We start from the raw sequence: 26,652 nt of genomic DNA, 5'->3' as shown, positions 1-26,652 counted from the left end.
TGTGGCGCGGGTCACCGGAACCCTTGCCCGCGATGTGCTCGCAAGCCGCGAATCCCCACGTTGAGCGCGTTAGCCGGGCTTCTGCGCGTTCTGCTCACGCGGGGTCTGGGCGGCCGGGCCGCCATGGTCTACGGTGCACGTCATGTCCGTCCGGCCCCGCATCACCTTCGCCCGCCAGGTGCTGATCCTGCAGGTGGGCGTGGTCGTCGTGGTGGCGGTCCTCGGGTACGGGCTCGTCGCCTGGATGCTCGACGGCCGGCTGCGCGACCAGTACGGCCAGCGGGCGCTCACGGTCGCCCGCAGCCTCGCCGTCGACCCGCAGATCGCGGCGGCGGTCGCCGCGGGCGATCCCGGCGGGATCGTCCAGGACCGCGCCGAGCGCGTCCGGGTCCGCACGGGGGCGCTCTTCGTCGTGGTGACCGACAACCGCGGCCTGCGCCTGTCCCACCCGAACCGGCGGGAGCTCGGCCGGCACGTGAGCACCGACCCGTCCGACGCCCTGGCGGGGCGGGAGGTCGTCCGCGTCGAGCGCGGCACGCTCGGGCTGTCCGCGCGCGGCAAGGTGCCCCTGTACGGGCCGGACGGGCGGATCCTCGGCGAGGTCAGCGTCGGGTTCGACGCCCGCGCCATCGACCGCGAACTCGGGCACGTGCTGCGCGAGATGACGCTGTTCGTCGCCGGGGCCGTCCTGCTCGGCGTCGTCGCGTCCGCCGCGATCGGCCGCAGGCTGAAGCGCCAGACGCTCGGCCTCGAACCGTACGAGCTGGTGGAGCTGGTCCACGAGCGGGAGGCGGTGCTGCACGGCGTCGGCGAGGGCGTCGTGGCCGTCGACACCGCGGGCCGGATCGCCGTCTGCAACGACGAGGCGTCCCGCCTGCTCGGCGTCGCGCCGGAGCGCGGCGCGCCCGCCGGGGGCCTCGCCCCAGAGGGGACGCTGCGGGACGTCCTGACGGGGCGGCGCGACGCCGTGAACCTGTTCGTCACCGCCGGGGAGCGCGTCCTCGTCGTCAACCGGCGGGAGGTCCGCAGGCACCGCCGCGACCTCGGCGCCGTCATCACCCTGCGCGACCGCACCGACCTGGAGACCCTCGCGCGCGAACTGGACTCGGTCAGCACCCTGTTCGACGCGCTCCGCGCGCAGCGCCACGAGTACGCCAACCGGCTGCACACCCTGTCCGGCCTGCTCCAGCTGGGCCACAGCGAGGAGGCGGCCGACTACGTCGGCACCCTGATGGAGGACGCCGCACGTCGCGCCCCGGCGCCCGACAACCTGCCCGACCCCCTGTCGGACCCGTACCTGCGCGCCTTCCTGTCGGCCAAGTCCGCCGTCGCCGCGGAGAAGGGCGTCCGGCTCGACATCGGCGCCGGCAGCTACGTGCCGGGCCGCGTCGCCGACCCCCTGGACGTGACCACCGTCGTCGGGAACCTCGTCGACAACGCCGTCGAGGCCGCGCGGCTCGGGCGGCGGCGGCCCGCCCGCGTCGAGGTGGAGCTGCTCGGCGACGGCCGCGACCTGCACGTCACCGTCGCCGACTCCGGCGACGGCCTGCCGGACGGGCTCCGCGACGCCGTGTTCGACGACGGCGTCTCCACCCGCGACATCGCCGCGGGCCGCTCGCGCGGACTCGGCCTCGGCCTCGCGCGCCGCACCGCCCGCGCCCGTGGCGGCGACGTGGCGTTCGTGGACGCCGGGGCGGGCGGTCCGGACGGCGGCGGAGCCGTGGCGGTCGCGCGGCTCCCCGGGGTGCTGGGCGCGGAGGCGGTGCGGTGATCGACGTGCTCGTGGTGGACGACGACTTCCGCGTCGCGCAGGTCCATGCCGGATTCGTGGCGGCGCTGCGGGGCTTCGCGGTCGCGGGGCTCGCCCACACCGCCGCCCAGGCCAGGTCCATGGCCGCCGAGCTGCGGCCCGACCTCGTCCTGCTGGACGTCTACCTGCCGGACGCCTCGGGCCTCACCCTGCTGCCCGATCTGGACGCCGACGTCATCATGGCGACGGCCGCCGCCGACCCGCGCGCCGTGCGGGAGGCGTTCCGGCGCGGCGCCCTGCACTACCTGGTCAAGCCGTTCACCGCCGCCGCGCTCAACGAGCGGCTCACCGCCTACGCCCGGTACCGGCAGGCGCTGTCCGGCGGGAACGAGCTCTCCCAGGCGGCCCTCGACGACGCGGTGCGCGCCCTGTACGCGCCGCTGCACGCCCGCACGCCCGCGCCCAAGGGCCAGTCGCCGGTGACGACGCGGCTGGTCAGCGACGCGCTGGCGCGGGCGGACGCGCCGCGCTCGGCGGCCGAGATCGCCGACGAGGTCGGCATCTCCCGCGCCACCGCGCAGCGCTACCTCGCGGCCCTCGCCGAGGCCGGGCGGGTCGTGGTGACCCTCCGCTACGGCGCCACGGGCCGGCCCGAGCACCAGTACGCGTGGTCGCCCCGGTAGAGGCCTGCGAGGACCTCCTCGATGCCCGCCTCCCGCAACGAGATGTCGCGGACCTCGTGGTCGCGGGCCAGCGCGGCGACCACGGCCGCCGCGTTCGCCGCGCCCGGGAGCCGCAGCCACTGCCGCGGGCCCTCCACCCGCTCGGCCTCGATCCCGTCCAGCCTGATCGGCGGGGCCGGCCGGGCCAGCTCCACGACCAGCAGCCGGTCGGTGGCCACGGTGCGGCGCAGCTCGTCCAGCCCGCCGTCGTAGGCGAGCCGGCCGTGGTCGATGATCATGACGCGGCGGCAGAGCCGCTCGATGTCGCCGAGGTCGTGCGTGGTCAGCAGGATCGTGGTGCCGCGCTCGGTGTTGACGCGTTCCAGGAAGTCGCGGACGGTCGCCTTGCTCACCACGTCCAGGCCGATCGTCGGCTCGTCCAGCACGAGCAGCTCGGGGTCGTGCAGCAGCGCGGCGGCGAGGTCGCCCCGCATCCGCTGGCCGAGGCTGAGCTGCCGGACGGGGGTGTCCAGGAACGGCTCCAGCTCCAGCAGCGCGGTCAGCTCCGCGAGCCGGGCGCGGTGCGCGGCGGCCTCGACCCGGTAGAGCCGCCGGACGAGCGCCAGGCTGGAGCGCAGCGGGAGGTCCCACCACAGCGTGGTCCGCTGCCCGAACACCACCCCGATGCGGCGCGCGAGCGTCGTCCGGCGCCGCGACGGGTCCAGCCCGCACACCCGCAGGGTGCCCGAGGACGCGGTGAGGATCCCGGTGAGCATCTTGATCGTCGTCGACTTGCCCGCCCCGTTCGGGCCGAGGTAGCCGACGAACTCGCCCCGCTCCACCGTGAAGGACACCCCGTCCACGGCGTGCAGCCGCCGCCGCGTCCGCCGCAGGGCGCCCGAGCGCGCCCGCACGGTGAAGGACTTGACCACGTCCTCGGCCTCGATCATCGGCACCGCCATCAGCTCCCTGTCGATCGGTAGTGCCGCAGGCCCGCCCGCCACGCCGCGGCCGCCGCCCCGCACAGCACGGCGGCGACCGCCGGGGAGGCGAACCGCGCCGCGCCCGGCAGCCCGAGCGGGTCGGGCCGGTCCAGGACGTACAGCGCGGGCTGCCAGTTGACGAACGCCAGCGGCACGGCGAACGTCACCCCGCGGACCAGGTCGCGGGCGAACATCGTCATCGGGTACTGGGTGAGGAACGCGCCGCCGTAGGTGAGCGACTTGCTCGCCCCGTGGCTGTCGACGAGCACGAACTGCACCGCGCCCGTCAGCACCCACAGCCCGCCGAAGATCGCCGCTCCGGACAGCACCATGACCGGGACCATCGCGAGCCGGCCCGGCGTCCAGGCGACGTCCAGCCGGCCGAGCGCGTACCCGAGCACCAGCACCGCCGGGACGAGCTTGCCGAGCCGCCGGGGCGTGAACCCCTCCGTCGCGATCTGGACCAGCGGGCTCACCGGGCGCACCAGCATCGCGTCCAGCGTCCCCTCGCGCACGTGGGCCCCGAGCCGCTCGGTCGTCCCGAGGACGATGTCGGAGAGCGCGAAGGACAGGGCCGACGTGCCGTACAGGAACAGGACCTCGTGCACGCCGAACCCGGCGATGCGCGGCGCCCGGGAGAACAGCACCATGATCGCGGCGGCGTCCAGCACGGAGACGACCGCCGTGGCCAGGCCGAGGAGCACCATCGAGACGGGGTACTGCGCCGCCGCCCGGATCCACGTCCAGGCGAGCAGCCCGTACGCGCGCAGCGCGCCGGCCGCCGGATCAGCCACCGTGCACCACCAGCCTCCGCCGGGCCGCCCGCGTGACCAGCGCGCCCGCCCCGAGCAGCAGTGCCGCCCACCCCGCCTGGAACGCCAGCGCGCCGGCCAGCCCGGCGCCCTCGTGCCGGCCGAGGAACACGTCGGCCGGCACCTGGATCTGCGCCGCCCACGGCAGCATCTCGGCGACCTCGCCGAGCCGCCCTGGGAAGACGACGAGCGGCAGGATCATCCCGGAGAAGAACAGCGACATGACGAGCGTGACGGCGCTCAGGCCGCGGTCGTCGTGCAGCCAGAACATCCCCATCGCCACCAGGTAGCGCAGCCCGAAGCTCACCACCGTCGCGAGCACCAGCGCCGCCGCGAACGCCGCCAGGTTCGCCGGGGCCGGCCACCGGAACGGGAACGCCAGGGCCCCGGCCAGCAGCGGCGGGCCCGAGCGCAGCACCAGCGAGCTCGCCGCGCGCCCGAGGTCGTGGGCCAGCCACCAGCCCTGCAGCCCGGCCGGCCGGTGCAGGTCGATCGCGACGTCCCCGTTGCGGATGCGCTCGGTCAGCTCCATCCCGCCGAAGACCTGCACCGGCCCGATCAGGGCCTGGGTGACGAAGCAGAACGTCACGGCATCGGCGGCCGCGTACCCGCCGAGGGACGGCCGGACCTCCCACAGCGCCAGCAGGACGTAGGCGCGCATGAAGCCGAACATCGTGTTGGTGAGCGACTCGGTCAGGGATCCGAGCGGATAGGCGGTGTGGCGGCGGAACCCGTACCACCAGACCCACGGAAGAACCCCCACTTGCCGGAAGCCTAGACAGGGGGCCCGGTTCCGACCACGTACTTTCGCACAGAACCGGGCCCCCGGCGCGTCTCGCCGGAGGCCCGGTCCAGGGGCGGGAGGGGGGTCAGCCCTGCGGGATGTCGGGCTTGACGGGGGAGTAGAGCCAGTCCTTGAAGAAGCCGCTCAGGTCCTGGCCGGCGACCCGCTGGGCCAGCGCCGTGAACTGCTCGGTCCTGGCGTTGCCGTACTTGTGCTGCGCGTACCAGGTCCGGAGCAGGGTGAAGAACCTCTCGTCGCCGATCTTCTCGCGGAGGAACTGCAGCATCATGCCGCCGCCGCTGTAGACGCGGTCGTTGAACATGGTGTCGCGCTGCGGGTCGGCGGTGAGCACCGACCAGTACGGCCGGCCCGCGCGGTCGGGGAAGGGGCGGGCGGCGTAGGTGGCGCGGGCCGCGTCGTGCACGGAGCGGCCGCCGTGCACCTCGGTGTAGTACCACGCGGACCAGGTGGCGAAGCTCTCGTTCAGCCAGACGTCCCGCCACCGGGCGGGGGAGACCGCGTCGCCGAACCACTGGTGCGCGAGCTCGTGCGCGATGGTGCCGGTGTCGCGCACCGCCGAGTAGACCGGCTTGCTCTGCGTCTCCAGGGAGAACCCGAGCGGCTGGCCGTTGAACCGGGCGTCGTCGGCGATCGCGCCGGTGCTGCCGAACGCGTACTTCCCGAACGTCTTCGACCAGAGGTCGGTGACCTCGCTGGTGGTGCCGTAGAAGAAGTTCACCGCGTCGGGCTGCGCGGCGAGCAGTTCTGGGTCGACGGCCGTGTAGTTGGGGACGCCGCCCGGCGTGCGGCCCTGCTTCACGTTCCACTTGCCGATGTCGATCGTGGTGAGGTAGCTCGCCATGGGGCTGTCCTCGCGCCACTTGAAGACCTCGGCGCGGCTCTTGGCCGCGCGCCGGCTGAAAGCGGCGACGGTGGAGCGGTGGCCCGCCGGGCGCCCGTTGGCGACGGCGGTGAGGCCCTGCGGCACCGTGATGGTGTAGTCGTAGGTGGCCTTGTCGCTCGGGTGGTCGTTGACGGGGAACCAGGTGCTGGCGCCGTTCGGCTCGCCGCCGACGAACGCGCCGTCGGGGGTGTGCAGGAAGCCGTATGGGGAGCCGAACACGATCGGCGAGCCGACGATGGTCTGCGGCACTCCGCCGTACCTGATGACGGCGGTGAAGGTCCGCCCCTTCCGCAGGCCCTGGGGCGGCGTGATGACCAGCTCCTGGCCGCGCCGCTCGTAGCGGGCCCGGCGGTGGTCGACCCAGACCTTGTCGACGTCCATACCGGACAGGTCGAGGTCGAACCGCGACAGGTTCTGGGTGGCGCGCGCGGTGACGGTCACGGTGCCGTCGAGCTGGTCGAAGTCGGGATCGTAACCGAGGTCCAGCGAGTAGTGCCGGACGTCGTAGCCGCCGTTGCCCTCCAGCGGGAAGTAGGGGTCGCCTACACCGGAGGCGCCGGGGGTGTAGCGCCCGTGGTGGCCGGGCCCGCCCGCGGATGCGGCGGGCGCGAGCGCGACGACGCTCACCGCGGCGACGGCGAGCGGCAGCATCCGGCCGGGGATCGCCCGGGACCGGATGAACCGGGGGTGACGCGCCATCAGGGGTCCTCTCTCGGAGAGATCGACTGGCGGGGCCACAATGCGCCCCCGTGGCGCGTTTGTCGAGTTCCATAGCCGAATGTGGCCGGAACGTAAGGGGGGCCGGATGGGGCGGGAGGGGCGCGCGGGCGTGCCGGGACGCCGTAAGGCCCCCGCGGGTGTAGGGACGCGGGGGCCTTCGGGGTCCTGGGGATCAGGCCGGAGAGCGGGGCCGGCGGCGCCGGCCGGCGAGGGTCAGTGGAACTGGCCCTCCTCCGTCGAGCCCTTCAGGGCCGTCGTGGAGGACTCGGGGTTGATCGCGGTGCTGACCATGTCGAAGTAGCCGGTGCCGGCCTCGCGCTGGTGCTTGACCGCGGTGAAGCCCTTCTCGGCCGCCGCGAACTCGCGCTCCTGCAGGTCGACGTAGGCCGTCATGCCCTCGCGGGCGTAGCCGTGCGCCAGGTCGAACATGCCGTAGTTGAGCGCGTGGAACCCGGCCAGGGTGATGAACTGGAACTTGAAACCCATGTGGCCGAGCTCGCGCTGGAACTTGGCGATGGTCGCGTCGTCCAGGTGCGCCTTCCAGTTGAAGGACGGCGAGCAGTTGTAGGCCAGCATCTGGTCCGGGTACTCGGCCTTCACGGCCTCGGCGAACCTGCGGGCCTGCTCCAGGTCCGGGGTGCCGGTCTCCATCCAGATGAGGTCGGAGTACGGCGCGTAGGCCTTGGCGCGGGCGATGCAGGGCTCGATGCCGTTGCGGACGCGGTAGAAGCCCTCGGCCGTGCGCTCGCCGGTGGTGAACTCGCGGTCGCGCTCGTCCACGTCCGTCGTGATCAGGGTCGCGGCCTCAGCGTCGGTCCGCGCGATGATCAGGGACGGGGTGCCCGAGATGTCCGCGGCCAGGCGCGCGGTGTTGAGGGTCTTGATGTGCTGCGAGGTCGGGATGAGGACCTTGCCGCCGAGGTGGCCGCACTTCTTCTCGGAGGCCAGCTGGTCCTCCCAGTGCACGCCCGCGGCGCCCGCGGCGATCATGCCCTTCATCAGCTCGAAGGCGTTCAGCACGCCGCCGAAGCCGGCCTCGGCGTCGGCCACGATCGGGGCGAGGAAGTGCGTGTCGCCCTCACCCTCGGCCCACTGGACCTGGTCGGCGCGCAGCAGCGCGTTGTTGATGCGGCGCACGACGGCCGGGACCGAGTTCGCCGGGTAGATGCTCTGGTCCGGGTAGGTCTGGCCCGCCAGGTTGGCGTCCGCCGCGACCTGCCAGCCGGACAGGTAGATGGCCTTCAGGCCCGCCTTCACCTGCTGGACGGCCTGCAGACCCGTCAGCGCGCCGAGGGAGTGGACGTAGTCCTCCTCGTGGAGGAGCTTCCACAGCCGCTCGGCGCCGAGACGCGCGAGGGTGTGCTCCTCCTGGACCGAGCCGCGGATCCGGACGACGTCCTCGGCCGTGTAGGTCCGCTCGACGCCCTTCCACCGCGGGTCGGTCTCCCACTGTCGCTGCAGCTCCTCGGCTGCGCCCTTGAGGCGACTTTCGCTCATCATCTTGCCCTTCCGTGTCGTCCCCTGGGTGCTCGTTCACGACTATGCCCTCGGTGCAACCCCGTTATGAACTGGCGAGTAACAGAAGAAGTGCGAAATTTCCGCTATGATGAAGCGGTGACGACCTTGCAGGCAGAAGAACCCTTCAACTTGACGAGTGACGTGGATCTCGTCACGTTCGGGCAGCGGCTCCGCCATCTGCGGCGCGCCCGCGGCCTGACGCTGTCGGAGCTCGGCGAGCGCGTCGGCCGCGCCCCGTCCCAGCTGTCACTGCTGGAGAACGGGCGGCGCGAGCCCAAGCTCTCGCTGCTGCAGGCCCTCGCCGCCGCGCTGGAATGCCCGGTGGAGGAGCTGCTGCGCCGCCAGCCCCCGAGCCGGCGCGCCCAGCTGGAGATCCAGCTGGAGGAGGCCCAGCGCGACCCGCTGTACCGGACCCTCGGCCTGTCGCACCTCAAGGTCGGAAAGCGGATGCCGAACGAGGTCATCGAGCACATCCTCGCCCTGTACGGGGAGCTCAAACGCAGCCGCACCAAGCCCACCGCGAGCCCCGAGGAGGCGCGCAAGGCCAACGCCGAGCTGCGGCGCCAGATGCACGAGCGCGGCAACCACTTCGCCGACATCGAGCGCGTCGCCTCCCAGACGCTCGACTCGGTCGGGTACCGGCGCGGCGCGGTGTCGCAGGGCCTGCTCATGACGCTGGTCGGGCACTTCGGCTTCAGCCTCCAGTACGTCCAGGACCTGCCGCGCTCGGTCCGCTCGGTCACCGACCTGCGCAACCGGCGGATCTACCTGGAGCGCGAGCAGCTCGGCATGCACACCCCGCGCACGATCCTGCTCCAGACCCTCGGGCACATCGCGCTCGACCACGACCAGCCGCGCGACTTCGCCGACTTCCTGCGCCAGCGCGTCGAGGCCAACTACTTCGGCGCCGCGATCCTCATGCCCGAGCGCACCGTCGTCCCGTTCCTGCAGGAGGCCAAGGCCGCCCGGGAGCTGTCGGTGGAGGACCTGGCGGACGTGTTCTCCGTCTCCTACGAGATGGCCGCCCACCGCTTCACCAACGTCGCCACACACCACCTCGACCTGCAGCTGCACTTCACCAAGAACGACGAGAACGGCACGATCTACAAGGCGTACGCGAACGACGGCCTGGCCTTCCCGCAGGACGAGGACGGCGCGATCGAGGGCCAGCGGATGTGCCGGGAGTGGGCCGGGCGGCACGTGTTCGGCGCCGCCGACCGCTACTCCGTCTACTACCAGTACACCGACACCCCGAACGGGACGTACTGGTGCCTGTCGCACATCGACCCCAGCCACGAGCGCGACTTCGCCATCACGCTGGGCGTCCGCTTCGAGGACTCCCGCTGGTTCCGCGGGCGGGAGACGACCCGGCGGGTCAGGTCGGCCTGCCCGGACGGCGACTGCTGCCAGCGGCCCCCGAAGGCCCTGTCCGACCGGTGGGAGGGGATGGCGTGGCCGTCGGCGCGGGCGCACTCGCACGTCCTGTCGGTCCTGCCGCCGGGGGCGTTCCCCGGCGTCGACGAGGCGGACGTCTACGAGTTCCTCGACCGGCACGCCGCCGAATGACGGGTGTGTTGTGGCCGCGTTAAACCTTCGGGTCGGTTCGCCGCCCGGCGCCGGAACGGTGAATGATCTGGGGGGATCCGGCGTTTCCTAGTAGGTGAGGGGATCCCCGGCCGCAGGACGCCCGGTCCAGGCCGCCCCGCACGGAAGGGAGGGCGCGTGCTGCCCGAGGTCGCGTCGTGGTTGGCCCGCCGTACGAGTGCGGCGGAGGACTGGCCGCCGCGCCTCCTGCTCGCCGCCAAGGGCGCGACCAGGATCAGCGTCGTGCTGCCCGCGCGCGACGAGGAGGCGACGGTCGGCGCGATCGTCGCGGCCGTCCGCACCGACCTCGTCGAGCGGGTCCCGCTGGTGGACGAGATCGTCGTCGTCGACTCGCGCTCCGCCGACCGGACCGCCGCCGTCGCCGCCGCGGCCGGCGCGGAGGTGGTGGCGCAGGACGCCGTCCTGCCGGAGCAGGGCCGCATGTCCGGCAAGGGCGAGGCCCTGTGGAAGTCCCTCGCCGCGACGTCCGGCGACCTGATCGTGTTCGTGGACGCCGACCTGCGCGAGTTCACCTCGTCCTACGTGACGGGGCTGCTCGGCCCCCTGCTCACCGACCCGTCCGTCGGCTACGTCAAGGGCTGCTACGACCGGCCGCTGGTCGAGGGGGAGCGGCGCGTCGAGGGCGGCGGGGGCCGGGTGACCGAACTGGTCGCGCGCCCCCTGATCAACCTCCACTGGCCGCTGCTGGCCGGTGTCATGCAGCCGCTCGGCGGCGAGTACGCGGGCCGCCGCGCGCTGCTGGAGCGGCTGCCGTTCGTGACCGGCTACGGGGTCGAGCTCGGCCTGCTGCTGGACGTCTACCAGGACTCCGGGCTCGACGCGATCGCCCAGGTCGACCTCGGCCGCCGGGTCCACGCGCACCAGTCCACCGAGGCGCTCGGGGCGATGTCGGGCCAGATCATGCTGACCGCCTGGTCGCGGCTGGAGCGGCACGGCCGGATGATCCCCCTCGCCGCCCCCTCCACCGGGCTCACCCGGTTCCGGCGCGGCGCGGACGGGCATGACGCCCGCACGGCCGACGTGGCCGTGGGGGAGCGCCCGCCGATGATCGAGGTCCCCGGCTACGCGGCCGCCCGGACCTTCACTCCCGGCCGGGGATGAAGGCCCTCTCCGGGCTCCCCGCTCCGGGAGCCGGCCGCTGTGTTACCCGTGGTAACGCCGGATGGTGCTACCGTTGGTAACAGGTCATATTGGAGAGAGGGTCAATTAATCATGACGAGTGCGGAGCAGGCGCCGTTCTCGCTGGAGCCCAGCGAGGACGTTCGCGAGGTCAGGGACTGGGTGCACGAGTTCGCCAAGGACGTCATCCGTCCCGCCGCGGAGGAGTGGGACGAGCGCGAGGAGACCCCCTGGCCGCTGATCCAGGAGGCCTCCAAGGTCGGCATCTACTCCCTCGACTTCTTCGCCACCCAGTGGCTGGAGCCGACCGGCCTCGGCATCCCGGTGGCGTTCGAGGAGCTGTTCTGGGGCGACGCCGGCATCGCCCTCTCGATCGTGGGGACCGGTCTCGCCGCCGCCTCCGTCGCCGCCGTGGGCACCCCCGAGCAGGTCAGCGAGTGGGTGCCGCAGATGTTCGGCACCGCCGACGACATCAAGCTCGGCGCGTTCTGCGCGTCCGAGCCCGACGCCGGCAGCGACGTCGGCTCGATCCGCACCCGCGCCGTCTTCGACGAGGCCAAGGACGAGTGGGTGCTGAACGGCACCAAGACCTGGGCGACCAACGGCGGCATCGCCGACGTCCACGTCATCGTCGCCTCGGTGCACCCCGACCTCGGCAGCCGCGGCCAGGCCAGCTTCATCGTCCCGCCCGGCACCCCCGGCCTGCGGCAGGGCCAGAAGTTCAAGAAGCACGGCATCCGCGCGTCCCACACCGCCGAGGTGATCCTGGACGACGTCCGGATCCCCTCCCATTTGATCGTCGGGGGCAAGGACAGGTTCGACGAGCGCATCGCGCGCAGCCGCGAGGGCAAGAGCTCCAAGGGCCAGGCCGCGATGAAGACGTTCGAGACCACCCGCCCCTCGGTCGGGGCGATGGCCCTCGGCGTCGGCCGTGCCGCCTACGATTACGCCCTCCAGTACGCCCGGGAGCGCGAGCAGTTCGGCAAGAAGATCGGCGACTTCCAGGCCATCGCCTTCAAGCTGGCCGACATGAAGTGCCGCCTGGACGCCGCGCGCCTGATGGTGTGGCGGGCCGCCTGGATGGCGCGCACCGGCAAGGACTTCGAGAACGCCGAAGGCTCGATGGCCAAGCTGATGGCCAGCGAGATGTCGGTGCAGGTCACCGAGGAGGCCATCCAGATCCTCGGCGGCAACGGCTACACCCGCGAGTACCCCGTGGAGCGCATGCACCGCGACTCCAAGATCTTCACGATCTTCGAGGGCACCTCGGAGATCCAGCGCCTGGTGATCGGCCGCACCGTCACCGGACTGCCTATCAGATAGTAACTGGCCTGCACAGACGGCCGGACCGCCTTCCAGAAAGATCCCCCGGAGGTCCGGCCGTCTCGCCGTCTCCAGAGGGGCCACGACCAAGATTGGGAGCCGATTGGGAGCCGATCATGGAAGGCTCGCGCCGCGGGCGACCAGAAGCTCGTCCAGCAGCCCGACGCGGGAGTGGGGCGCCAACGCCAGCCGCTCGTCGAGGGTCTTCACCCACAGCGCCTCGAGCCGCTCGCGCAGCTGCTCCCGCATCATCGGGGACACGTGCGCGTACGTCCCGCCGATCCCCGGCAGGGAGTGCCCGAGCCGGTCGTGGGCGAGCACGGCCGGTGTGCCGATCTCGTCCAGCCACACCCGGTGGGAGTGCCGGAAGCCGTGCGGCGTCAACCCCTGCCCGATCGGCAGCCACGACGCCAGCACCAGTTCGCGGACATGCCCGAGCGCGCGGGCGGCGGCGACGCGGGGCCGGTGGGTGTGCCCGCCGCCGCTGGGGGACTTGCAGGCCTCGCCGGCCAGGGCGGGGCAGCGGGGGCAGTCGACGGCGAGGGCGTCCACGACGGGCTGGTCGTAGCGGGGGATGCCGCGCACCGACGGCGGTGACCAGTCGGGGCCGGTCGCTGCGGGCCACGCCGGCGCCAGCGGGGCGCCGGGCCATCCCGAGGCGAGGTCGACCAGGACGGGCCGGGCCGGTGCGCCTCCGGACCGGCCCGGCCGCGGCCGCCGCGCGGGGATCATGCCTCGGGCGGCCTGCTGCCAGGGGCGGCCCCCGGCGTAGGTGCGGTGCAGGTGGTGGCCGCCGTCCTCGGCGAGGAACAGGAACCGGTCTCCGCCGCACCCCTCTCCCGGGCAGTCGCACGAGGCCGGGGGGCGTGCCGTCATGAACCGGTCGAGCAGGGCCGACAGGGACGGCGGCAGGTCGGCGGCGCCGAAGAAGTCGCGATGGTTGTTGCGTATGGAACCGTCCTTGGGCGGCCGGCACCGGAACGGCCCGTCCGGCGGCGCCAGCTGGACGTCGACGACGAGTTGGGTCTCAAGGACGTGGTGGCGTTGCAGGCCCATGACCTCGCCCCACCGCAGCCCGCACCACGCGCACACGGTCCACATGACGAAGTCGTCGTCGCGGCCGGTGAGGATGGCGCACCGTTCGGCGAGCAGCAGCGCCTCCAGCGGCGTCGCCCACCGCCGCGCCGCGCGGGAAGCCTGGAGGCGGCGTTCGCTGACCTTGCCGCGGCGCTTGCGGCGGCTGGCGGCGTTGTCGTCGACCAGGCCGGCGTCGCGGGCGTCGCCGAGGATGGTGGCCAGCAGGTTGCGGGCGTTGTCGACCGTGTTGGGCGCGTACCGGCCTCGGAGCGCGAGCTCCCATGCCTGGATCTGCTCGCGGTCGTAGAGGGTGTTGATCGGCCAGTCCCCGAGGGTCGGGAAGATCCGCAGCCGCAGGTGCTGGTCGTAGACGACCCTGCTGGAGTCTTCGATGTCCTGGGCGGGGAGCCACTTGGACTCGACCCATTCCCGCAGGGTGATCTCTCCGGCGTAGGGGTCGCGGCCGCCGCGTGCCCGCAGGCGCCCGGCGAGGGCGCGCTTCCACTGGTCCAGGGTGAGGTCGTGGGCGGGCGGCCCGTCCCATTGGGACGCCAGGCGCCGCAGCTCGCTCTCCTTGTCCTCGGCTGCGCGCTCGGCGTCCCGCCGCCTGGTGAACGGCCAGCCGTCCGGGGTCGCGGAGACGGTGCCCAGGGCCGGTTTCACGCCCGGGGGGTTGCGGTAGCGGCCGCGCCAGTACCGGCCGCGTTTCTCTGCGTATGCCACAGCGTGTCCTAAGGGGAGAGCAGCGCGAGGGGCCGCTCCGGGCTGGTGGTCGGCGTCCCGGCGGTTTCCAGCGGGCTCCCGTTCTCCGCTGGCTCACCGTCCCGGGACGGCGCATCCGCGCTCGGCGTCGACTCCACCGGCGCCGGCTCCGCCAGCGTCGGCTCCTCGAGGGCTGGTTCTGTGGGGGCGGGCGCCTCGGGCTCGACCGGCAGGCTCGGAGTAGTCGGCGTGGGCGGGGTGGTCGCGTCGCCGTCCGGGGATGTCGCGGGCAGGGGCTCAGCGATGACTGGCGGGACCTCCTCAATGGGGGGCTTGCTCGGGGAGGTCTCGGCGGGGACCGGAGCGGGCCTGGGCTGTGCTGCGGGCTCCGCCGGAGGGGTGAGAGGTCTGGCCGGAGCCCTGGAGGTCTGCTCGCGGGGGGAGTCCTGAGAAGGCTTCAGCGGGGTCATGCGGCGGCCGGGGGTGCGCGGTGCCGGCGCGGGCGGTTCGAAGGCCAGGGGCGCCATGCTGTCCATGACCTGCGCTGCGGATGGCGGCCGGGTGTCGGCGCTCGCCTCGGGTGCGCATGAGGTGACGGCCGTGTAGGAGATCGCCGCCGCGGTGACGGCGGGCAGGGCGGCGCCGACGGCGGTCGTGGTGGCGGTGGTGGCCGCCGAGGCCGCGGCGGACGTGGTGGCCTGGGCGTCGCGCAGCACCGACAGCACGGCGCGCCCTGCGGCCGGGGCGGGGATCGCGAGCAGGCCGAGGGCGCGCAGGAGGCCGCACTGGCGGCGGGGGCGCAGCGCGCGGTGCGCAGCCACGACGTCCGTGCCGGACAGGGAGAGGCTGACCGCGATCTGCCCGTGCGGCCACGCGACCCCGTAGAGCCGGTCGGGCATCTCCAGTCGCGTGAGCGAGTGCGTGGGCGCCTCGCTCGTGTGCTCGGTGAGCCAGTTCCACACGCGGGCCTCGGCTCCGGGGTCGGCCTGGTAGGCGGCGCCGTCGACCAGGACGCGAAGGTCGTGACCGCCGATGGTGAGGTGCACGGCCTGGAGGCGGTGCGGGGAGACGCTGCGCAGCGCGTGCGCCAGCTCTGCCGGCACGTCGACCTGGGCGTGCTGGAGGTCGTAGGCGTGCGCGAGTTCGGTCATGGCGCACTGCCGGTCGATGCGGGCGATGTCGCGTTCGTAGGTCAGGTGGTCGACCTGGGCCTGTAGTTCCTTGATCCGCCGCTGGAGGGCGACGACGTCGTCTGGCATGCCGCGTCCTATGTGATCCGTTCCCCCGGGCCCACATAGGTGCCGTACATAGATGAGATACGCGAAGTGATTGAAACGTTGACCTTTACGGGTGCTTGTATCTAAACCGTTACAGGTTGCAAGAACGTAGCAGTCACGCGCGTCTCCTGCCGGGAACATTGTGCGCTCCGCTGGTCACCTCCCGATGCGTCACAACAGCGCGGATCGCGACCAGCTTGTCCTCATCGGACGCCGGTCCTCGGTAGATGTGCTCGTAGAACGGGTCGCCGGCGGCCCAGGGCGGGTATCGCACGCCGTCGGCGACAGCGTCCGGTGACTTGTCGGGAGCGGCGGGGGGCTGCCCGCCGAGCAGGATGCTGCGGCAGGTCCCGGGCGGCCAGCCGAAGGCGAGCTCGATGGCGGCGAGCGTGTCTCGGCTGACGCGCTGACCGTTCTCGATCTTGCCCAGGGTACGTTCGCTGACCTTGGTAATCGCGGCGAGGTCCCGGAGATCCAGGTGGCGGTGCACACGCTCGGTGACCAAGTAATCGGCCAGCCGTAGCCAGTCGTCTTCCATGGTTGCCCACTATGACGGAAGAGATCGGAAGAGTCTAGGTGAGGTTTCGCTACCTCTACGGCCCCGATGATCCTTCTCTTCCGATTCCTTCGAACGTTCTCGCGACGATGCTTCGTTTCTCTTCCGAAAACGCTTGACGCACCTTCCGTTCTCTTCCTACAGTGACGGACATGGCGCAACACAGCGGCGACGAAGCCGAAGCAACCCGAAAGCTTCGCGGCGCCAAGATCCGCAAGCTGCGGCAGCAGCGAGGCCTCCGCAAGAGCGAACTCGCCACCCGCTGCGGCAGCTCCTACAGCCACATCGACAACATCGAGCACGGCCGCAAACGCCCCTCCGACCAGCTCGCCAGACGCCTCGCCGAAGAACTCGGCGTCGACATCGACGAGATCAGCCTCGGCGACACCCTCCGGGACTCGGCATGACACCCGCCCCGCCCGTCGCCGCGTGCGAGGAGAGCTGCCCGCACCTCCACACCCCCGAAGAGGCCTCGGCCTTGCTCGGCGGACGCACCTCCCCGCGGACGCTGCGCGACAAGGCCGGCCGCGGCGAGATCGCCCACACCCGCATCGCCGGGACCAACCGCATCGCCTTCAGCGACGCCGACATCGCCCAGATCATCCGCGACGGAGCGTCGGGCCGCCCAGCCCCGCTGCGTCGCGACTCGCGCCGTCACTCCTAGCCCTCCAGGAGGCACGCATGACCGTCCAGACCGTCACCGACATCACGCCCGTCCAGGGCGCGGACGTCATCCAGGGCGACCGGCTGTGGACCGGCAACGGATTCACCGCCGAGATCACCCACTTCATCACCCCGCCGCCGCAGTCGTTCGCCTGCGCCATGTGGGGCCCGGGCGTCCGGATCCCTTTCCACGGCAACCAGCCGATCATGTGGCCGATCGCCCCTGCCACGCCGACCGCGATCAAGACCCGCGAGGCGGCCTGAAATGTGGCCCTTCAGGACCAAGCCGCGCCGAGGCGGTGAGCACCTCAGCACACGGGAGCTGCGGCAGGCGCTCACCCTGGCCTCCGCCGACGACCGCGAGTGGCTCCTGGCCTACCTCGCCGGCGCGGCCCCCACCGCGACCGCGCAGGCCCTCCAGAACCTGACCCGCATGAAGGACCACGCCGCCGTCGGCGGCGAGTGCCTCAAGTGCGGGAAGCGCTGGCCGCTGCCGACCGTCCCGGTCTACGTGAGCGGGGTGCACGGGTTCGTGTGCAACGAGCCGCCGTGCACCCCCGACCCGGAGTCCCTCGCGCTGTCCGTGTCGACCACCCCCATGCCCGCTCTTCCCTCAGGGAGCGCCTCATGAGCACCTACCACCAGGGCGAGACCGTCCGGGCCACCATCACCTCCAAGGTCGTTCTCGACGGCGCCCGCGGCCCGGCCGTCGAGACCGGCGACCGTGACGTTCCGCTGCTGCCGCTGTCCGCCCCGGGCGTGACCGTGGCGCGCGTCATGCCCGCGCAGGACCCCCGGCCCGGCGAGATCTGGTCCACGGCCGACGGAGGCCTGTGGCTCGCGCAGAAGTACTGGCCCGACTACGACGACGACAAGGACGCCGCCGGCATCAACGACGAGGGCTGGCGCGTCCGGATGATCCCGCTCGACGGCGGCGACTACGGGTACCGCCCCGAGGAGGTCCACCAGCAGTTCGGCCTCGTCGCGTGCTTGCACCGCGTGCCGGTGTGCGAGTGCAAGGCGTCGACCACGTTCGGCGAGATCGTGCACACCCGGTCGTGCCCGCAGTGGCCGGCCTGCGACTGCCCGGTCAGCGTCCTGGTCAGCGACCGCCACTTGCTCGACTGCGCCCAGGCGGGTGAGAAGCGATGACGCTTCAGAGCACCGACCCCCGCGCCGTGTACGAGCTGCTCGCGCTGCGGACCGAGTACGCCGTCCGCACCAGCGACGGCCTGCACGACACGATCGTCCCGGTCGGCGACGAGGCCCTGATGCGGCAGACCGTCTCCGAGTTCCTCGACCAGGGGCAGGACGCCGAGCCGGTGTACCGGACCGTGACCGCCTGGGCCGTGGACGAGCCCGCCGCCGAGAAGGTCCGCCGCGACCGGGCCCGCGACCACCTGCTGTCCATCGCCCAGAACGCGTGGGAGCAGCACGGCGACGAAGTCGACGAGCTGATCGAGGAGCAGTTGCGCCGCATCCACCTGGCGCGCCAGGGAGTGGTGCGCAAGGGGCTGACCGACGCCGACGCCATCCGGGAGATCGAGACCCAGACGCGGGCCGCGCTGCGGGACATGCTCGCCAAGCCGCTCGCCGAGACCGCCGAGCACTCCTGCCTCGGCGAGGCCGCCCGCCTGCTCAAGCTCGTCGAGCTGATGGGGGAGCTGACCCACCAGGAGGCCGTGGAGGACGACAAGGTCGCGCCCGACCTCGGCCAGGACAGGCGGAGCCTCCTGGACGACGCCGAGCGGCGCGTGAACGAGGCCGCCGACGCCCTGTACGGGGGTGCGTCGTGAGGTACCTGGTGGTGGCCCTCTTCGGGCCGAAGTGGACCTGCTCGATCTGCCGCTCCCGGCAGGTCGGCCGCGCCTGCGCGAACTGCGGGTGGTGGGCGCGATGACCCTCGCAGACGTGATCGGGTGGACCGGAACCGGGTTCGCCGTTAGCGGCGGCTACTTCACGGTCACGACTCTCTTCAGCTCGGTTCCCGAGCGAGAGCACATCGCGGACGGGTTCTACGCCCTCGGCCTCTGGCTCGCGTTCATCGCCAACGTGATCGACGTATCGCCGGTCTGGTCCGCCATCTACGGGCTGGCCGCCGCGTACTACACGTGGCGGTGGTGGAAGAACCGCCGCAACGGCCGGGGCCGTAAGGCGCTCCGCGAGCTGGGCGCGAAGTCCCGGGCCCGGGTGCAGGCGCTCGTGGACCGGATGACTCCTTCCCCGATCCCTTCGCCCGCCGGAGCGCTGTCATGATCCTCACGCTCGGCGCGATCGTGGCCGCCTACCTGTACGTCCTCGCGCTGGCCTGGAGGGTCGGGCACACCGGCAAGCACGGCCGTGTCTGGTCGACGCCGCGCCCGGCCCGGCTGCTCCAGCACGGCAGCCACGCCCGCCCCCGCAAGCCCGCCCCCCACAGCGAGCCCGAGGCCGCCACTGACGAGGCGGCCGGTCTGGCGGTGGCGGCATGACGGTCCCCACGCTCGCGATGCCGACCGCCGTGCTCGTTGCCCCCTACGGGATCGACCGAGACGACTGGCTCGCGGTCCGCAAGATGGGCGGCTCCGACGTCGCCGCGATGCTCGGCATGGACAAGTACCGCACTCCCCGCCAGGTGTGGCTCGACAAGCGCGGCGAGCTGCCCGACCTGCCCCGCTCACCCGAACTGGAGGAGTACGCCGAGATCGGGTCGGAGCTCGAGGACTGGATCGCCGGCAAGTTCGCCCGCGTCACCGGCACCTCGGTGGCGACGATCGGGACACTCGCGCACGTCGACCGCGACTGGATGACCGTCAACCTCGACCGCGCCGTCACCGGCTGCGCCGCCCCGTGCCTGCTGGAGTGCAAGAACCGCTCCGAGTACCAGGCCAAGGAATGGGCCGAGGAAGTCCCCGACGGGCCCGCGCTGCAGGCCCACTGGGGGATGGCCGTCACCGGCCTGGACCACGCGCACGTCGCCGTCCTCATCGGCGGGAACAAGTTCCGGCACTTCCGCATCGACCGCGACGAGGCCTTCCTCGACGACCTCGTCGCGCTCGCCGGCGAGTTCTGGGAGACGGTGGTCGACCCCGACGCGCTCGCCCCGCCGATCGACGGGTCCGACGCCGCGACCGAACTGCTCGCACACCTGTGGGAGACCACCGCGGACTCCATGAAGGTCGTCGACGAGGCCGTCGTGATGCCGCTCGCCGCGCGGCGGCAGCACCTCAAGGACCAGATCGGCGCGCTGGAGATCAATCTCGCCGAGGTCGAGAACCAGCTCAAGGACCTGCTCGGCGAGAAAGAGATCGGCACCAACGAGCTGAAGCAGCCGCTGGTGACCTGGAAGCAGAACGGCAACTTCGCGGCCAAGCGGTTCCGTGAGGCCGAGCCTGAGCTGGCCGAAAAGTACACGCGCCCGATGCCCGGCCTGGACGTCAGGGCGCTCGCCAAGGACCACCCCGAGACATACAGGCGCTACCGCGCCCGCGTCCTGCGCATCCCGAAGGGACCCTCCACATGAGTGATCTTCAGAGCCGTGTCCGGCAGCGCCGCGAGCAGAGCAACGGCGGACAGGACCAGGGGCAGCCGGGCACGCAGGTCAGCCCCGTCGACCGGAAGATGGCCGACGCCCGGCAGATGTTCACCAAGATGCAGGGCGAGTTCGCGGCCGCGCTGCCCAAGCACGTCGGCATCGACCGGTTCATGCGCATGGCCCTCACCTGCATGCGCAAGAACCCGGCCCTGCTCGACTGCGACCCCGCGAGCGTCCTCGGCGCGCTGCTGGAGGCCGCGCGGCTCGGGCTGGAGCCCGGCACCAAGCAGGCCGCGATCGTCCCCTTCGGCCGCACCGCCACGTTCATCGCGCAGTGGCAGGGCCTGGTCGAGCTGATGTACCGGTCCGGTCAGGTCACGTCCGTGACCGCGGAGTTCATCTACGAGGCCGACGAGTGGGAGTACACCGTCGGCGACGACGGCCGGTTCTACCACCGCCCCAACCTCCTGGCCGCCGACCGTGGCCGCATCCTCCTCGCCTACGCGTTCGCGACGATCAAGGGCGGGGGCCGGTCCCGCGTCGTGTTCCTCTCCAGGCCCGAGGCCGAGGAGATCCGCGACGAGTTCTCCAAGAACTACCAGCGCGCCGAGAAGAACCGCCGCGGCAACCCGCAGCAGTACGCCGAGCACCCCGACTGGGGCAAGTTCAACTCGACCTGGCACACCCACTTCGACGCCATGTGGCGCAAGTCGTGCGTGCGGCGGCTCGCCGACTGGGTGCCGTCCTCCCCGGAACTCCGCGAGCTGCTGATGCGCGAGAACGAGGCCGGCGAGATGCGGGACGCCGCCGACCAGATCGTCCCGGACAACGTGTTCGACGGGGAGGTCGTCTCCGACACCGCCGACGAGCCCGGCGACGACCCGGCCACGGGAGACCCGTCCGCCGCCGACGCGGAGGCCGCCGCTCAGGCCGCCGCCGAGAAGACGGGCGGCGGGACCGATGAGTGACGTCCGAAGCAAGGCGCTCAGCTACCTCCGCGACGAGAACGTCCGGATCATGCACGCGGACACCCCGCCCGGCGGCACGAGGCCGGACGAGGTGCGGGCGCTGGTCCGCGGCTACCGCGGCACCTACCAGGTCGTCCTGACGGACGGCGTGTGGTCCTGCGCGTGCGGCGCGGACGAGTGCGCCCACGCGGCGGCCGTCCAGACCGTGACCGGTTACCGGTCCGCTGCCTCCAAGGCGGACACCAGCAGAGAGAAGGCCGCCTGATGGCAACGAACACGCAGACGCCGGCCGAGGTCCGCCGGATCGCGTCCGGCCGGGACTGGTTCGGATTCCTCACCCTGGAGAACCTCAACGCGGTCGCCGACCGGATCCGCAGCATGATCGGCGATGGGCAGCGATACACCTGGGTCGCCTGCAACGAGGGACTTGGCGACTACCGGCCCGAGGTCCGGACCTCGCAGGTGGCCGCGAAGATCCGCGTGGACCGCCGTGACGACGAGCACGGCTCGATCATCGTGGTGGACACCTACGGCGTCTGGTCGATCCACACTGACATCGCCGACCAGGCCGCCGGGATGGGACGTCAGCCCGAGTTCTCGCTGACGTACCTGAAGATCACGCGCGGCCAGATCCAGATGGAGCACAAGGCCCCGATCGGCGCCCGCCTGCTCTGGACCGTGGCCCTCGAGGGCGGTGACGCCTGATGTGGGTCGTGAGGGTCAGCGACGGCGCCGAGGACGTCGCCGCGTACGGGCCGATGAAGAACGAGCCCGAGGGCCGGAGGTTCGCCGGCTTCCTCACCGAGGAGGTCGACCCCGCCCGCGTCGAGTACGAGGCCCCCTACAGCACCGGGTCGGTCTCCTCGCCCGTCGCGGAGCTCCTGAACTGGCGCGACCGCTTCAAGGCCGTCGAGGGTGAGCGCGCCGCCCGGATCCGGGACGTCCACGCCCGGCTGGTCGAGGAAGCCTCCAACGGCCACGGCGCCGACCGCTCCGGGCTGGAGAAAGCCGCCGCGCTGCTCGCCGAGGCCTGGTACGGGTTCGAGCCCGCCGACCCCCACGCGCCGCTGGACGGTGCGTGATGGGGAGGACGGCCCAGGTCGACGCGCAGCACCTCACCGAGCGCGCCCAGCAGCGCAACGCCAAAGCTGTCGGAGGCAACGACCTCGTAGGGCAGCACACCCTCGCCGGAGCGGGCGCCACCTACGGCATTGATGACGCCGTGTCCGCAGCGGCGGAGGCGTGGGTGCGCAAGTTCGCGAACCGGCACGACTGCCCGGCGCCCGCTCTGCTGCGCGAGGCGGTTGAGCGCGGCTGGCACAACAAGGCCGCGCGGATCCGGGAGGACCCGGCCGCGTTCTGCTACCACCCGCGCCACGCTGAGGACGCCGCGTTCGCAGCGGAAGCGCTGGAGTGGCTGGGGTTGCGGCCCACCGTCTACCTGTGGGTGTCGACCGACGAGATCGCCTCCCGTCCCCGCGCGGCCCGGTACGGGCGCTGCCCGGAGTGCCGCCTGCGGCGGAACCTGCGCAGGGACGGCACGATCGGCAGCCACGCCGGCCGCGACGGGGAGGCCTGCCCCGGCAAAGGCGCGAAGCCCGCCGCTCAGGAGGGCACGTCATGACGACCCCAACCGTGCAGGAGACGCGGGCCCGGCTCGCCCGCCACCTCGCGTGGCACCCGAACTCGGGTGACTGCCTGCAATGCGCCGCGGCGCGACTCGCCGAGACGTTCCCCGACACCCTGCCGGAGTCGGTCGATCGGCCCGCCCTGGACGATCTCCTCGACGTCGCCGAGCGCGCCGCGAAGGAGCTGGACGACGTCATCGACCATCTCGACGGCGAGCACGGCGCCACCCTGCGCGACGCCCTCAACTCGATCGCCGTCACCACCGACTCCGGCGCGCTCACCGCGATCCTCGCCCGCGCCGCATGCGGCCCCGACCCCGCCGAGGCCGCCCTCGACGCCGCAACCAGGCGCCTCGACCGCATCCGGGTCCTCCACATCCAGCTCGTCGACGAGCACAGCAACCAGTGGGGCCCGCTGAGGCTCGTGAACTGCCGCGCGGACATGATCCGGCGGCTCGCCCAGGCGTGGCACGGGCACCTCCCCGCGGACCCGCACGCGCCCTTGACCCGCGACCACTAGACGAAACCCCTTGGAGCACATCGTGAAGAACCGCCCGCGCGACAACCAGCACCCTCCGCAGTCGTCCGCGCACAGTCCGGCGCCGACCGCGCCGATGTTCCAGTCGCCCGAGACCGGGCCCGCCGTGGCGGCGCTCCTGGCCGACAAGCGCAACGCCGTCGTCCATCACGGCCAGCAGGCCCAGGCCCGCCGCCAGGACGCCGAGGAGCACCTCCGGCAGGTCGCAGCCCGCGAGGAGATGATCGCCGAGCGGGAGCGGGAGATCGCGGAGTTCCGCGCCGCCAAGGAACGCGAGATCGCCTCCCTCCGCGAGGAGATCGGCCGGTACGACACGGCGGCGAAGGACGCCACCAGCGACGCCGGCAGCCACACCCAGGCGCAGCGCGACGCCGAACTCGCCGCGCATGACCTGGAGCGAGTCCTGCGCACGCACGCGCCGGCCGCGCTCGAACTCGCCGCCCCCGCGAACAGCACCCCGCCGGGCGGAACCCCCTCCCAGGGCACCCCGGCCGCCGTGAACGCCGGCCCCGGCGTCCTTGTCGCCGGCAACGGCACCGGCCCCCAGCCGCTCGCCGGCCCCGCGCGGACCCCGGAGGGCCGCTGACATGGCGGGCGGCGCGACCATCCCACTGCTGTTCGTGCTGGTCGTGGCAGCCGGAGTCATCGTGATCCTGCTGTGCGACCAGAGGGTCCTGAACCGCAAGCTCACCGCGGAGCAGATGCGCGCGGACGCCGCGTTCGACGACGCGCGCCGGGCCCGCGCCGCCAAGGTCATCGCCGACGAGCAGCGGGAACGGGCCGTCCTCGGCTACGGCGAAGTCCTGGCCCAGGTCGCCGACCTGGCGGACCACCTGCGAGCCAACCATCACGACCTCGTCGCCAAGCAGCTCGACCGGCTCGTCGACGACCGTACCGGCACGCTGCGGAGGCTCTGATGGTCGGGCGTCTCCTCCTCATCCCCGCGGTCGTGGCGGCCGCCGGTGGCCTGTTCTTGGCGCAGCAGACCGGCACCCAGGCGGCCCAGCTCAACACCACCGCCGTGTCCCGGCACGCCTCGGCCGCCTACCTCGACCGTGCCCGCGTCGAGGCGCCGGAGCTGTGGGCTGCCGACGACCTGCTGTTGATCCGGGCCGGTGTCGGCCTGTGCGGGGTGATCGAGCAGGCGCCCGACGCCGAGGTGGTGCCGCGCCCGGTCGACGGTCTCACCGACCGCGAGATGCGCGTGATCACCACCGCCAGTACCCGCCACCTGTGCCCCGGCCAGCGCAGCAGAGTCGCCACCTACCTGAGCACGAAGGGATCCCAGCCATGACCGCTGAGCAGAGCGAATTCAGCCTCCGCGCTCTTGTGCGTGAGGTCGCCGAGCAGTGGCCGCTGATGCCGCCTGGCCTGCTGGCGAAGAAGGTTGCGGAGCGGATCCCGGAGGAGCATCTGCGCGAGTCCGTGGGGCAGACGATGGGCCTGTTCGTGCGGCAGGTGATGCATGAGGCGCGGCCGAGCGCGGCGGGCAAGTCGATGGGGCACCTGTCGCAGCCTGCGCCTCGGCCCGCTCCGGCCCCGGTTGCTGCCCCGCCCCCCGCTCCGGTCCCCTCGACTTCGCCGGCAGCGGCACCCCGACCGTCCTCTCCCGCCGGGGCCCCCGCTCCGGCCTTGGCCTCCGGCCAGGGGAGCCCGGCCGCTCAGCCTTCTCCCACGCCCACGCTGGCGGCTGCGAAGCCGCGGGTCGTCTCGTCCCGCAAGGGGGCGGAGATCCGTGACGGCTGGCAGCGGCATCTGGACGCCGAGTACCCCGTGCAGGCGGGCTATAAGAAGCTCGGTGACTGCACCTATGAGGACCTGTACTTCCTTGCGGCGGAGCGGGACAAGCAGGCCGAGTCCCTGAAGGCGCATGGCCGGTACTTCCGTGGCCTTGCGGGGCTCCTGGTGGATCACGACGTGAAGACGTTGCGTGAGTTGCCGGTTGAGGTGCAGATGCAGGCGGTGGGTTCCTGATGGCCACCGACACCCCAAAGACCACTCGGCCGACCATTGCCGTATCGACACCCCAAGGGCGTGCGTCGGCCGGGTCCAAGCTTCCCGCCCCGACCAAAGATGTAGCGGAGTCCAAACCACTTCCGTCGGGGCGGGACCAGACTTCCCCACAGGCCATACGGCCGTCGATGCCCAGCGCTGTTGCGCCTGCGGGGAGCCAGACCGGCCGAGACCAAAACCCACCCGACACCCAGCCCGAAGGCGTCTCGGCCACCAACGTCCCCGGCGACCAGCTCAGCCTGGCGCTCGGGGAGAACGACCAGCCGACGGCCATCCCACATTCGGCACCCACTGCAGCACCGCCGTCGGTTGCCGACCACCCCCAGACGGCCAAGGTTCCACCGCCGCCCATTTCGGTACCGCCGTCTGGGGGTGTCCTCCAAGCCGCGCACGCCGCGATCGAGGCCGACCCCGTCTTCCTGTCCCTCCTCGCCGACATCGTCGACGACCTCGAAGCCGTCCGGATGGCGAACCGGAACCGGTTCGGGCAGCTCACCCGGAAGGAAGCCGACAAGGACGGGATCATGCGGGGCCTCGGCCTCGACCTCATGAACCCCTACGTCCAACGCGTCGCCGAAGTCCTGGCCGAGATCGAGTCGGCCGAGAAGCGGTCGGTGAAGGCCCTCGAAGCCCTCATGCGCAAGCACCCCCTCGGCCCATGGGTGAAGTCCCAGCGCGGCTTGGGGGAGAAGCAGGTCGCCCGGCTCCTCGGCGTGATCGGTGACCCCTACATCCGGCCCGAACTCGTTCACGAGGACGACACGGTCGAGCCCGCGAGGCCCCGGACCGTGTCGGAGCTGTGGGCGTACTGCGGCTACCACGTTCTTCCCGCCCGCCATACGACCGTCGACACCCAGGGGTACGACGCGGGCGGGAGCAAGACCGGCCACCCCGACCAGCCGTGCGGCGATGCCCATAGTCGAGGCGTCGGGGTGGCCCCCAAACGGCAGAAAGGCAAACGGGCCAACTGGTCCACCACCGCGAAAACCCGCACCTACCTCGTCGCCGAATCCACCATCAAGACCCTTCGCAAGCCCTGCGTCGCCGATAAGGAACTCGGCTACGCCACCCACTTGGACGGGTGCGTCTGCTCGCCGTTCCGCGTCATCTACGACCACGCCAAGGCCAAGTACGCCGACGCGGTTCATCAGGTCCCGTGCCCGCGCTGCGGCCCGTCCGGAAAGCCCGCCGAACCTGGCACCCCACTATCCGACGGCCACAAACACGCCCGCGCCATGCGCGCCGTCTCCAAGGAAATCCTCAAGGAACTCTGGCGAGCCTCCAAACACCTCCACGAGGCCGCCGCTGCCGGGAGTGACGCATGACCTCCCGCAACCCGAACCGCGCCGCCGGCCAGGCGCCCGGCATGGCGGCGCACGCCGAGGAGGCTGGCTCCCTGGTCGCCTCGGCAACCCCGCCCACCGTTGTCCCCGCGGTGGGCGGGGCCCCGACTTCCAAGACGCGCTGGAGCGCGCGCCCCCGCACGGACCTGACCCCGTGCGGCGCGGGCCCCTCCAGCGCCGTGGCCTCGCCCCC

At 72.3% G+C, this 26,652-nt stretch carries 33 protein-coding genes; 25 read left to right on the top strand and 8 right to left on the bottom strand.

Features of this window, described 5'->3' with window-relative positions; translation table 11 throughout:
- Positions 1–142 precede the first annotated feature (142 nt).
- A complete protein-coding gene (locus tag FKD65_RS04065) occupies positions 143–1,771 on the top strand; it encodes a sensor histidine kinase (RefSeq protein ID WP_141576215.1) in 1,629 nt (542 codons plus the stop codon).
- Positions 1,768–2,433 (top strand): response regulator, encoded by a 666-nt coding sequence (locus FKD65_RS04060; protein ID WP_141576214.1) that lies wholly within the window; start codon positions 1,768–1,770, stop codon positions 2,431–2,433. Before FKD65_RS04065 ends, FKD65_RS04060 begins: the two co-directional genes overlap by 4 nt.
- On the opposite strand, the gene FKD65_RS04055 is transcribed toward FKD65_RS04060, so the two are convergent.
- From FKD65_RS04055 to aceA, 5 genes are all read right to left on the bottom strand, one after another.
- Positions 2,382–3,374 carry an ATP-binding cassette domain-containing protein gene (locus FKD65_RS04055; RefSeq protein WP_240809954.1) on the bottom strand — a complete coding sequence of 331 codons (993 nt, stop codon included), beginning with the start codon at positions 3,372–3,374 and terminating at the stop codon, positions 2,382–2,384. The two genes, FKD65_RS04060 and FKD65_RS04055, sit on opposite strands and share 52 nt — an antisense overlap.
- On the bottom strand, positions 3,374–4,189 hold the full coding sequence (locus FKD65_RS04050) for an ABC transporter permease (protein ID WP_240809953.1): 816 nt from the start codon (positions 4,187–4,189) through the stop codon (positions 3,374–3,376). The genes FKD65_RS04055 and FKD65_RS04050 overlap by 1 nt, the downstream gene beginning before the upstream one ends.
- A complete protein-coding gene (locus tag FKD65_RS04045) occupies positions 4,182–4,970 on the bottom strand; it encodes an ABC-2 family transporter protein (protein ID WP_141576213.1) in 789 nt (262 codons plus the stop codon). The genes FKD65_RS04050 and FKD65_RS04045 overlap by 8 nt, the downstream gene beginning before the upstream one ends.
- 106 nt (positions 4,971–5,076) lie before the next feature.
- Positions 5,077–6,594: a M1 family metallopeptidase gene (locus FKD65_RS04040; RefSeq protein ID WP_141576212.1), complete on the bottom strand. Its 1,518-nt coding sequence runs from the start codon at positions 6,592–6,594 to the stop codon at positions 5,077–5,079.
- A 234-nt stretch (positions 6,595–6,828) separates the two neighbouring features.
- Complete coding sequence (gene aceA / locus FKD65_RS04035; protein ID WP_205718537.1) at positions 6,829–8,115, bottom strand: isocitrate lyase; 1,287 nt, start codon at positions 8,113–8,115, stop codon at positions 6,829–6,831.
- Positions 8,116–8,262: 147 nt separating this feature from the next.
- Here aceA and FKD65_RS04030 point away from each other — a divergent pair, with 147 nt between their 5' ends.
- The 3 genes from FKD65_RS04030 to FKD65_RS04020 all read left to right on the top strand — a co-directional run bounded on the left by FKD65_RS04030 (position 8,263) and on the right by FKD65_RS04020 (position 12,180).
- Positions 8,263–9,699, top strand: coding sequence for an XRE family transcriptional regulator (locus tag FKD65_RS04030; RefSeq protein ID WP_141586327.1), 1,437 nt, complete (start codon positions 8,263–8,265; stop codon positions 9,697–9,699).
- Between the two features lie 156 nt (positions 9,700–9,855).
- Entirely contained in the window at positions 9,856–10,839 is a 984-nt protein-coding gene (locus FKD65_RS04025) for a glucosyl-3-phosphoglycerate synthase (protein ID WP_141576210.1), read from the top strand.
- Positions 10,840–10,950: 111 nt separating this feature from the next.
- On the top strand, positions 10,951–12,180 hold the full coding sequence (locus FKD65_RS04020) for an acyl-CoA dehydrogenase family protein (protein WP_141576209.1): 1,230 nt from the start codon (positions 10,951–10,953) through the stop codon (positions 12,178–12,180).
- 114 nt (positions 12,181–12,294) lie between these two features.
- Here the strand turns inward: FKD65_RS04020 and FKD65_RS04015 are convergent, their stop codons facing one another.
- The 3 genes from FKD65_RS04015 to FKD65_RS04005 form a co-directional block, all read right to left on the bottom strand.
- Entirely contained in the window at positions 12,295–13,980 is a 1,686-nt protein-coding gene (locus FKD65_RS04015; RefSeq protein ID WP_141576208.1) for a hypothetical protein, read from the bottom strand.
- Positions 13,981–13,988: 8 nt separating this feature from the next.
- On the bottom strand, positions 13,989–15,218 hold the full coding sequence (locus tag FKD65_RS04010; RefSeq protein ID WP_141576207.1) for a hypothetical protein: 1,230 nt from the start codon (positions 15,216–15,218) through the stop codon (positions 13,989–13,991).
- Positions 15,219–15,351: 133 nt separating this feature from the next.
- Positions 15,352–15,774: a helix-turn-helix domain-containing protein gene (locus FKD65_RS04005; protein ID WP_141576206.1), complete on the bottom strand. Its 423-nt coding sequence runs from the start codon at positions 15,772–15,774 to the stop codon at positions 15,352–15,354.
- 170 nt (positions 15,775–15,944) lie between these two features.
- Here FKD65_RS04005 and FKD65_RS04000 point away from each other — a divergent pair, with 170 nt between their 5' ends.
- The 20 genes from FKD65_RS04000 (at position 15,945) to FKD65_RS03905 (ending at position 26,441) form a co-directional block, all read left to right on the top strand.
- Positions 15,945–16,199, top strand: coding sequence for a helix-turn-helix domain-containing protein (locus FKD65_RS04000; protein WP_141576205.1), 255 nt, complete (start codon positions 15,945–15,947; stop codon positions 16,197–16,199).
- Positions 16,196–16,456, top strand: a complete 261-nt coding sequence (locus tag FKD65_RS03995; RefSeq protein WP_141576204.1) for a helix-turn-helix domain-containing protein — start codon at positions 16,196–16,198, stop codon at positions 16,454–16,456. Before FKD65_RS04000 ends, FKD65_RS03995 begins: the two co-directional genes overlap by 4 nt.
- A 17-nt stretch (positions 16,457–16,473) precedes the next feature.
- Positions 16,474–16,719, top strand: a complete 246-nt coding sequence (locus tag FKD65_RS03990) for a hypothetical protein (RefSeq protein WP_141576203.1) — start codon at positions 16,474–16,476, stop codon at positions 16,717–16,719.
- Between the two features lies 1 nt (position 16,720).
- Positions 16,721–17,086: a hypothetical protein gene (locus FKD65_RS03985; RefSeq protein ID WP_141576202.1), complete on the top strand. Its 366-nt coding sequence runs from the start codon at positions 16,721–16,723 to the stop codon at positions 17,084–17,086.
- A complete protein-coding gene (locus FKD65_RS03980; RefSeq protein WP_141576201.1) occupies positions 17,083–17,607 on the top strand; it encodes a hypothetical protein in 525 nt (174 codons plus the stop codon). The genes FKD65_RS03985 and FKD65_RS03980 overlap by 4 nt, the downstream gene beginning before the upstream one ends.
- Entirely contained in the window at positions 17,604–18,251 is a 648-nt protein-coding gene (locus tag FKD65_RS03975; protein ID WP_141576200.1) for a hypothetical protein, read from the top strand. Before FKD65_RS03980 ends, FKD65_RS03975 begins: the two co-directional genes overlap by 4 nt.
- A 31-nt stretch (positions 18,252–18,282) precedes the next feature.
- Positions 18,283–18,711, top strand: coding sequence for a hypothetical protein (locus FKD65_RS03970; protein ID WP_141576199.1), 429 nt, complete (start codon positions 18,283–18,285; stop codon positions 18,709–18,711).
- Positions 18,708–18,926 (top strand): hypothetical protein, encoded by a 219-nt coding sequence (locus FKD65_RS03965; protein ID WP_141576198.1) that lies wholly within the window; start codon positions 18,708–18,710, stop codon positions 18,924–18,926. The genes FKD65_RS03970 and FKD65_RS03965 overlap by 4 nt, the downstream gene beginning before the upstream one ends.
- On the top strand, positions 18,923–19,957 hold the full coding sequence (locus tag FKD65_RS03960; RefSeq protein WP_141576197.1) for a YqaJ viral recombinase family protein: 1,035 nt from the start codon (positions 18,923–18,925) through the stop codon (positions 19,955–19,957). Before FKD65_RS03965 ends, FKD65_RS03960 begins: the two co-directional genes overlap by 4 nt.
- Positions 19,954–20,937: a recombinase RecT gene (locus FKD65_RS03955; RefSeq protein ID WP_141576196.1), complete on the top strand. Its 984-nt coding sequence runs from the start codon at positions 19,954–19,956 to the stop codon at positions 20,935–20,937. The genes FKD65_RS03960 and FKD65_RS03955 overlap by 4 nt, the downstream gene beginning before the upstream one ends.
- Positions 20,930–21,202 (top strand): hypothetical protein, encoded by a 273-nt coding sequence (locus FKD65_RS03950; RefSeq protein WP_141576195.1) that lies wholly within the window; start codon positions 20,930–20,932, stop codon positions 21,200–21,202. The genes FKD65_RS03955 and FKD65_RS03950 overlap by 8 nt, the downstream gene beginning before the upstream one ends.
- Entirely contained in the window at positions 21,202–21,642 is a 441-nt protein-coding gene (locus tag FKD65_RS03945) for a hypothetical protein (RefSeq protein WP_141576194.1), read from the top strand. Before FKD65_RS03950 ends, FKD65_RS03945 begins: the two co-directional genes overlap by 1 nt.
- Complete coding sequence (locus tag FKD65_RS03940) at positions 21,642–22,019, top strand: hypothetical protein (protein WP_141576193.1); 378 nt, start codon at positions 21,642–21,644, stop codon at positions 22,017–22,019. Before FKD65_RS03945 ends, FKD65_RS03940 begins: the two co-directional genes overlap by 1 nt.
- Positions 22,019–22,561, top strand: coding sequence for a hypothetical protein (locus tag FKD65_RS03935; protein ID WP_141576192.1), 543 nt, complete (start codon positions 22,019–22,021; stop codon positions 22,559–22,561). Before FKD65_RS03940 ends, FKD65_RS03935 begins: the two co-directional genes overlap by 1 nt.
- Positions 22,558–23,085, top strand: coding sequence for a hypothetical protein (locus tag FKD65_RS03930; RefSeq protein ID WP_141576191.1), 528 nt, complete (start codon positions 22,558–22,560; stop codon positions 23,083–23,085). Before FKD65_RS03935 ends, FKD65_RS03930 begins: the two co-directional genes overlap by 4 nt.
- 22 nt (positions 23,086–23,107) lie before the next feature.
- Positions 23,108–23,689 (top strand): hypothetical protein, encoded by a 582-nt coding sequence (locus tag FKD65_RS03925; protein WP_205718536.1) that lies wholly within the window; start codon positions 23,108–23,110, stop codon positions 23,687–23,689.
- Between the two features lies 1 nt (position 23,690).
- On the top strand, positions 23,691–24,020 hold the full coding sequence (locus FKD65_RS03920; protein WP_141576189.1) for a hypothetical protein: 330 nt from the start codon (positions 23,691–23,693) through the stop codon (positions 24,018–24,020).
- Positions 24,020–24,397, top strand: a complete 378-nt coding sequence (locus tag FKD65_RS03915; RefSeq protein ID WP_141576188.1) for a hypothetical protein — start codon at positions 24,020–24,022, stop codon at positions 24,395–24,397. Before FKD65_RS03920 ends, FKD65_RS03915 begins: the two co-directional genes overlap by 1 nt.
- Positions 24,394–25,077, top strand: a complete 684-nt coding sequence (locus FKD65_RS03910) for a hypothetical protein (RefSeq protein WP_141576187.1) — start codon at positions 24,394–24,396, stop codon at positions 25,075–25,077. Before FKD65_RS03915 ends, FKD65_RS03910 begins: the two co-directional genes overlap by 4 nt.
- Positions 25,078–25,244: 167 nt before the next feature.
- Entirely contained in the window at positions 25,245–26,441 is a 1,197-nt protein-coding gene (locus FKD65_RS03905) for a hypothetical protein (protein ID WP_141576186.1), read from the top strand.
- The last annotated feature ends 211 nt before the right edge of the window (positions 26,442–26,652 follow it).

Source organism: Actinomadura sp. WMMA1423 (assembly GCF_006547145.1).
Lineage (GTDB): Bacteria > Actinomycetota > Actinomycetes > Streptosporangiales > Streptosporangiaceae > Spirillospora.
Note: the sequence above shows the minus strand (reverse complement) of the source record. Positions and strands in the feature narration are given on the sequence as shown.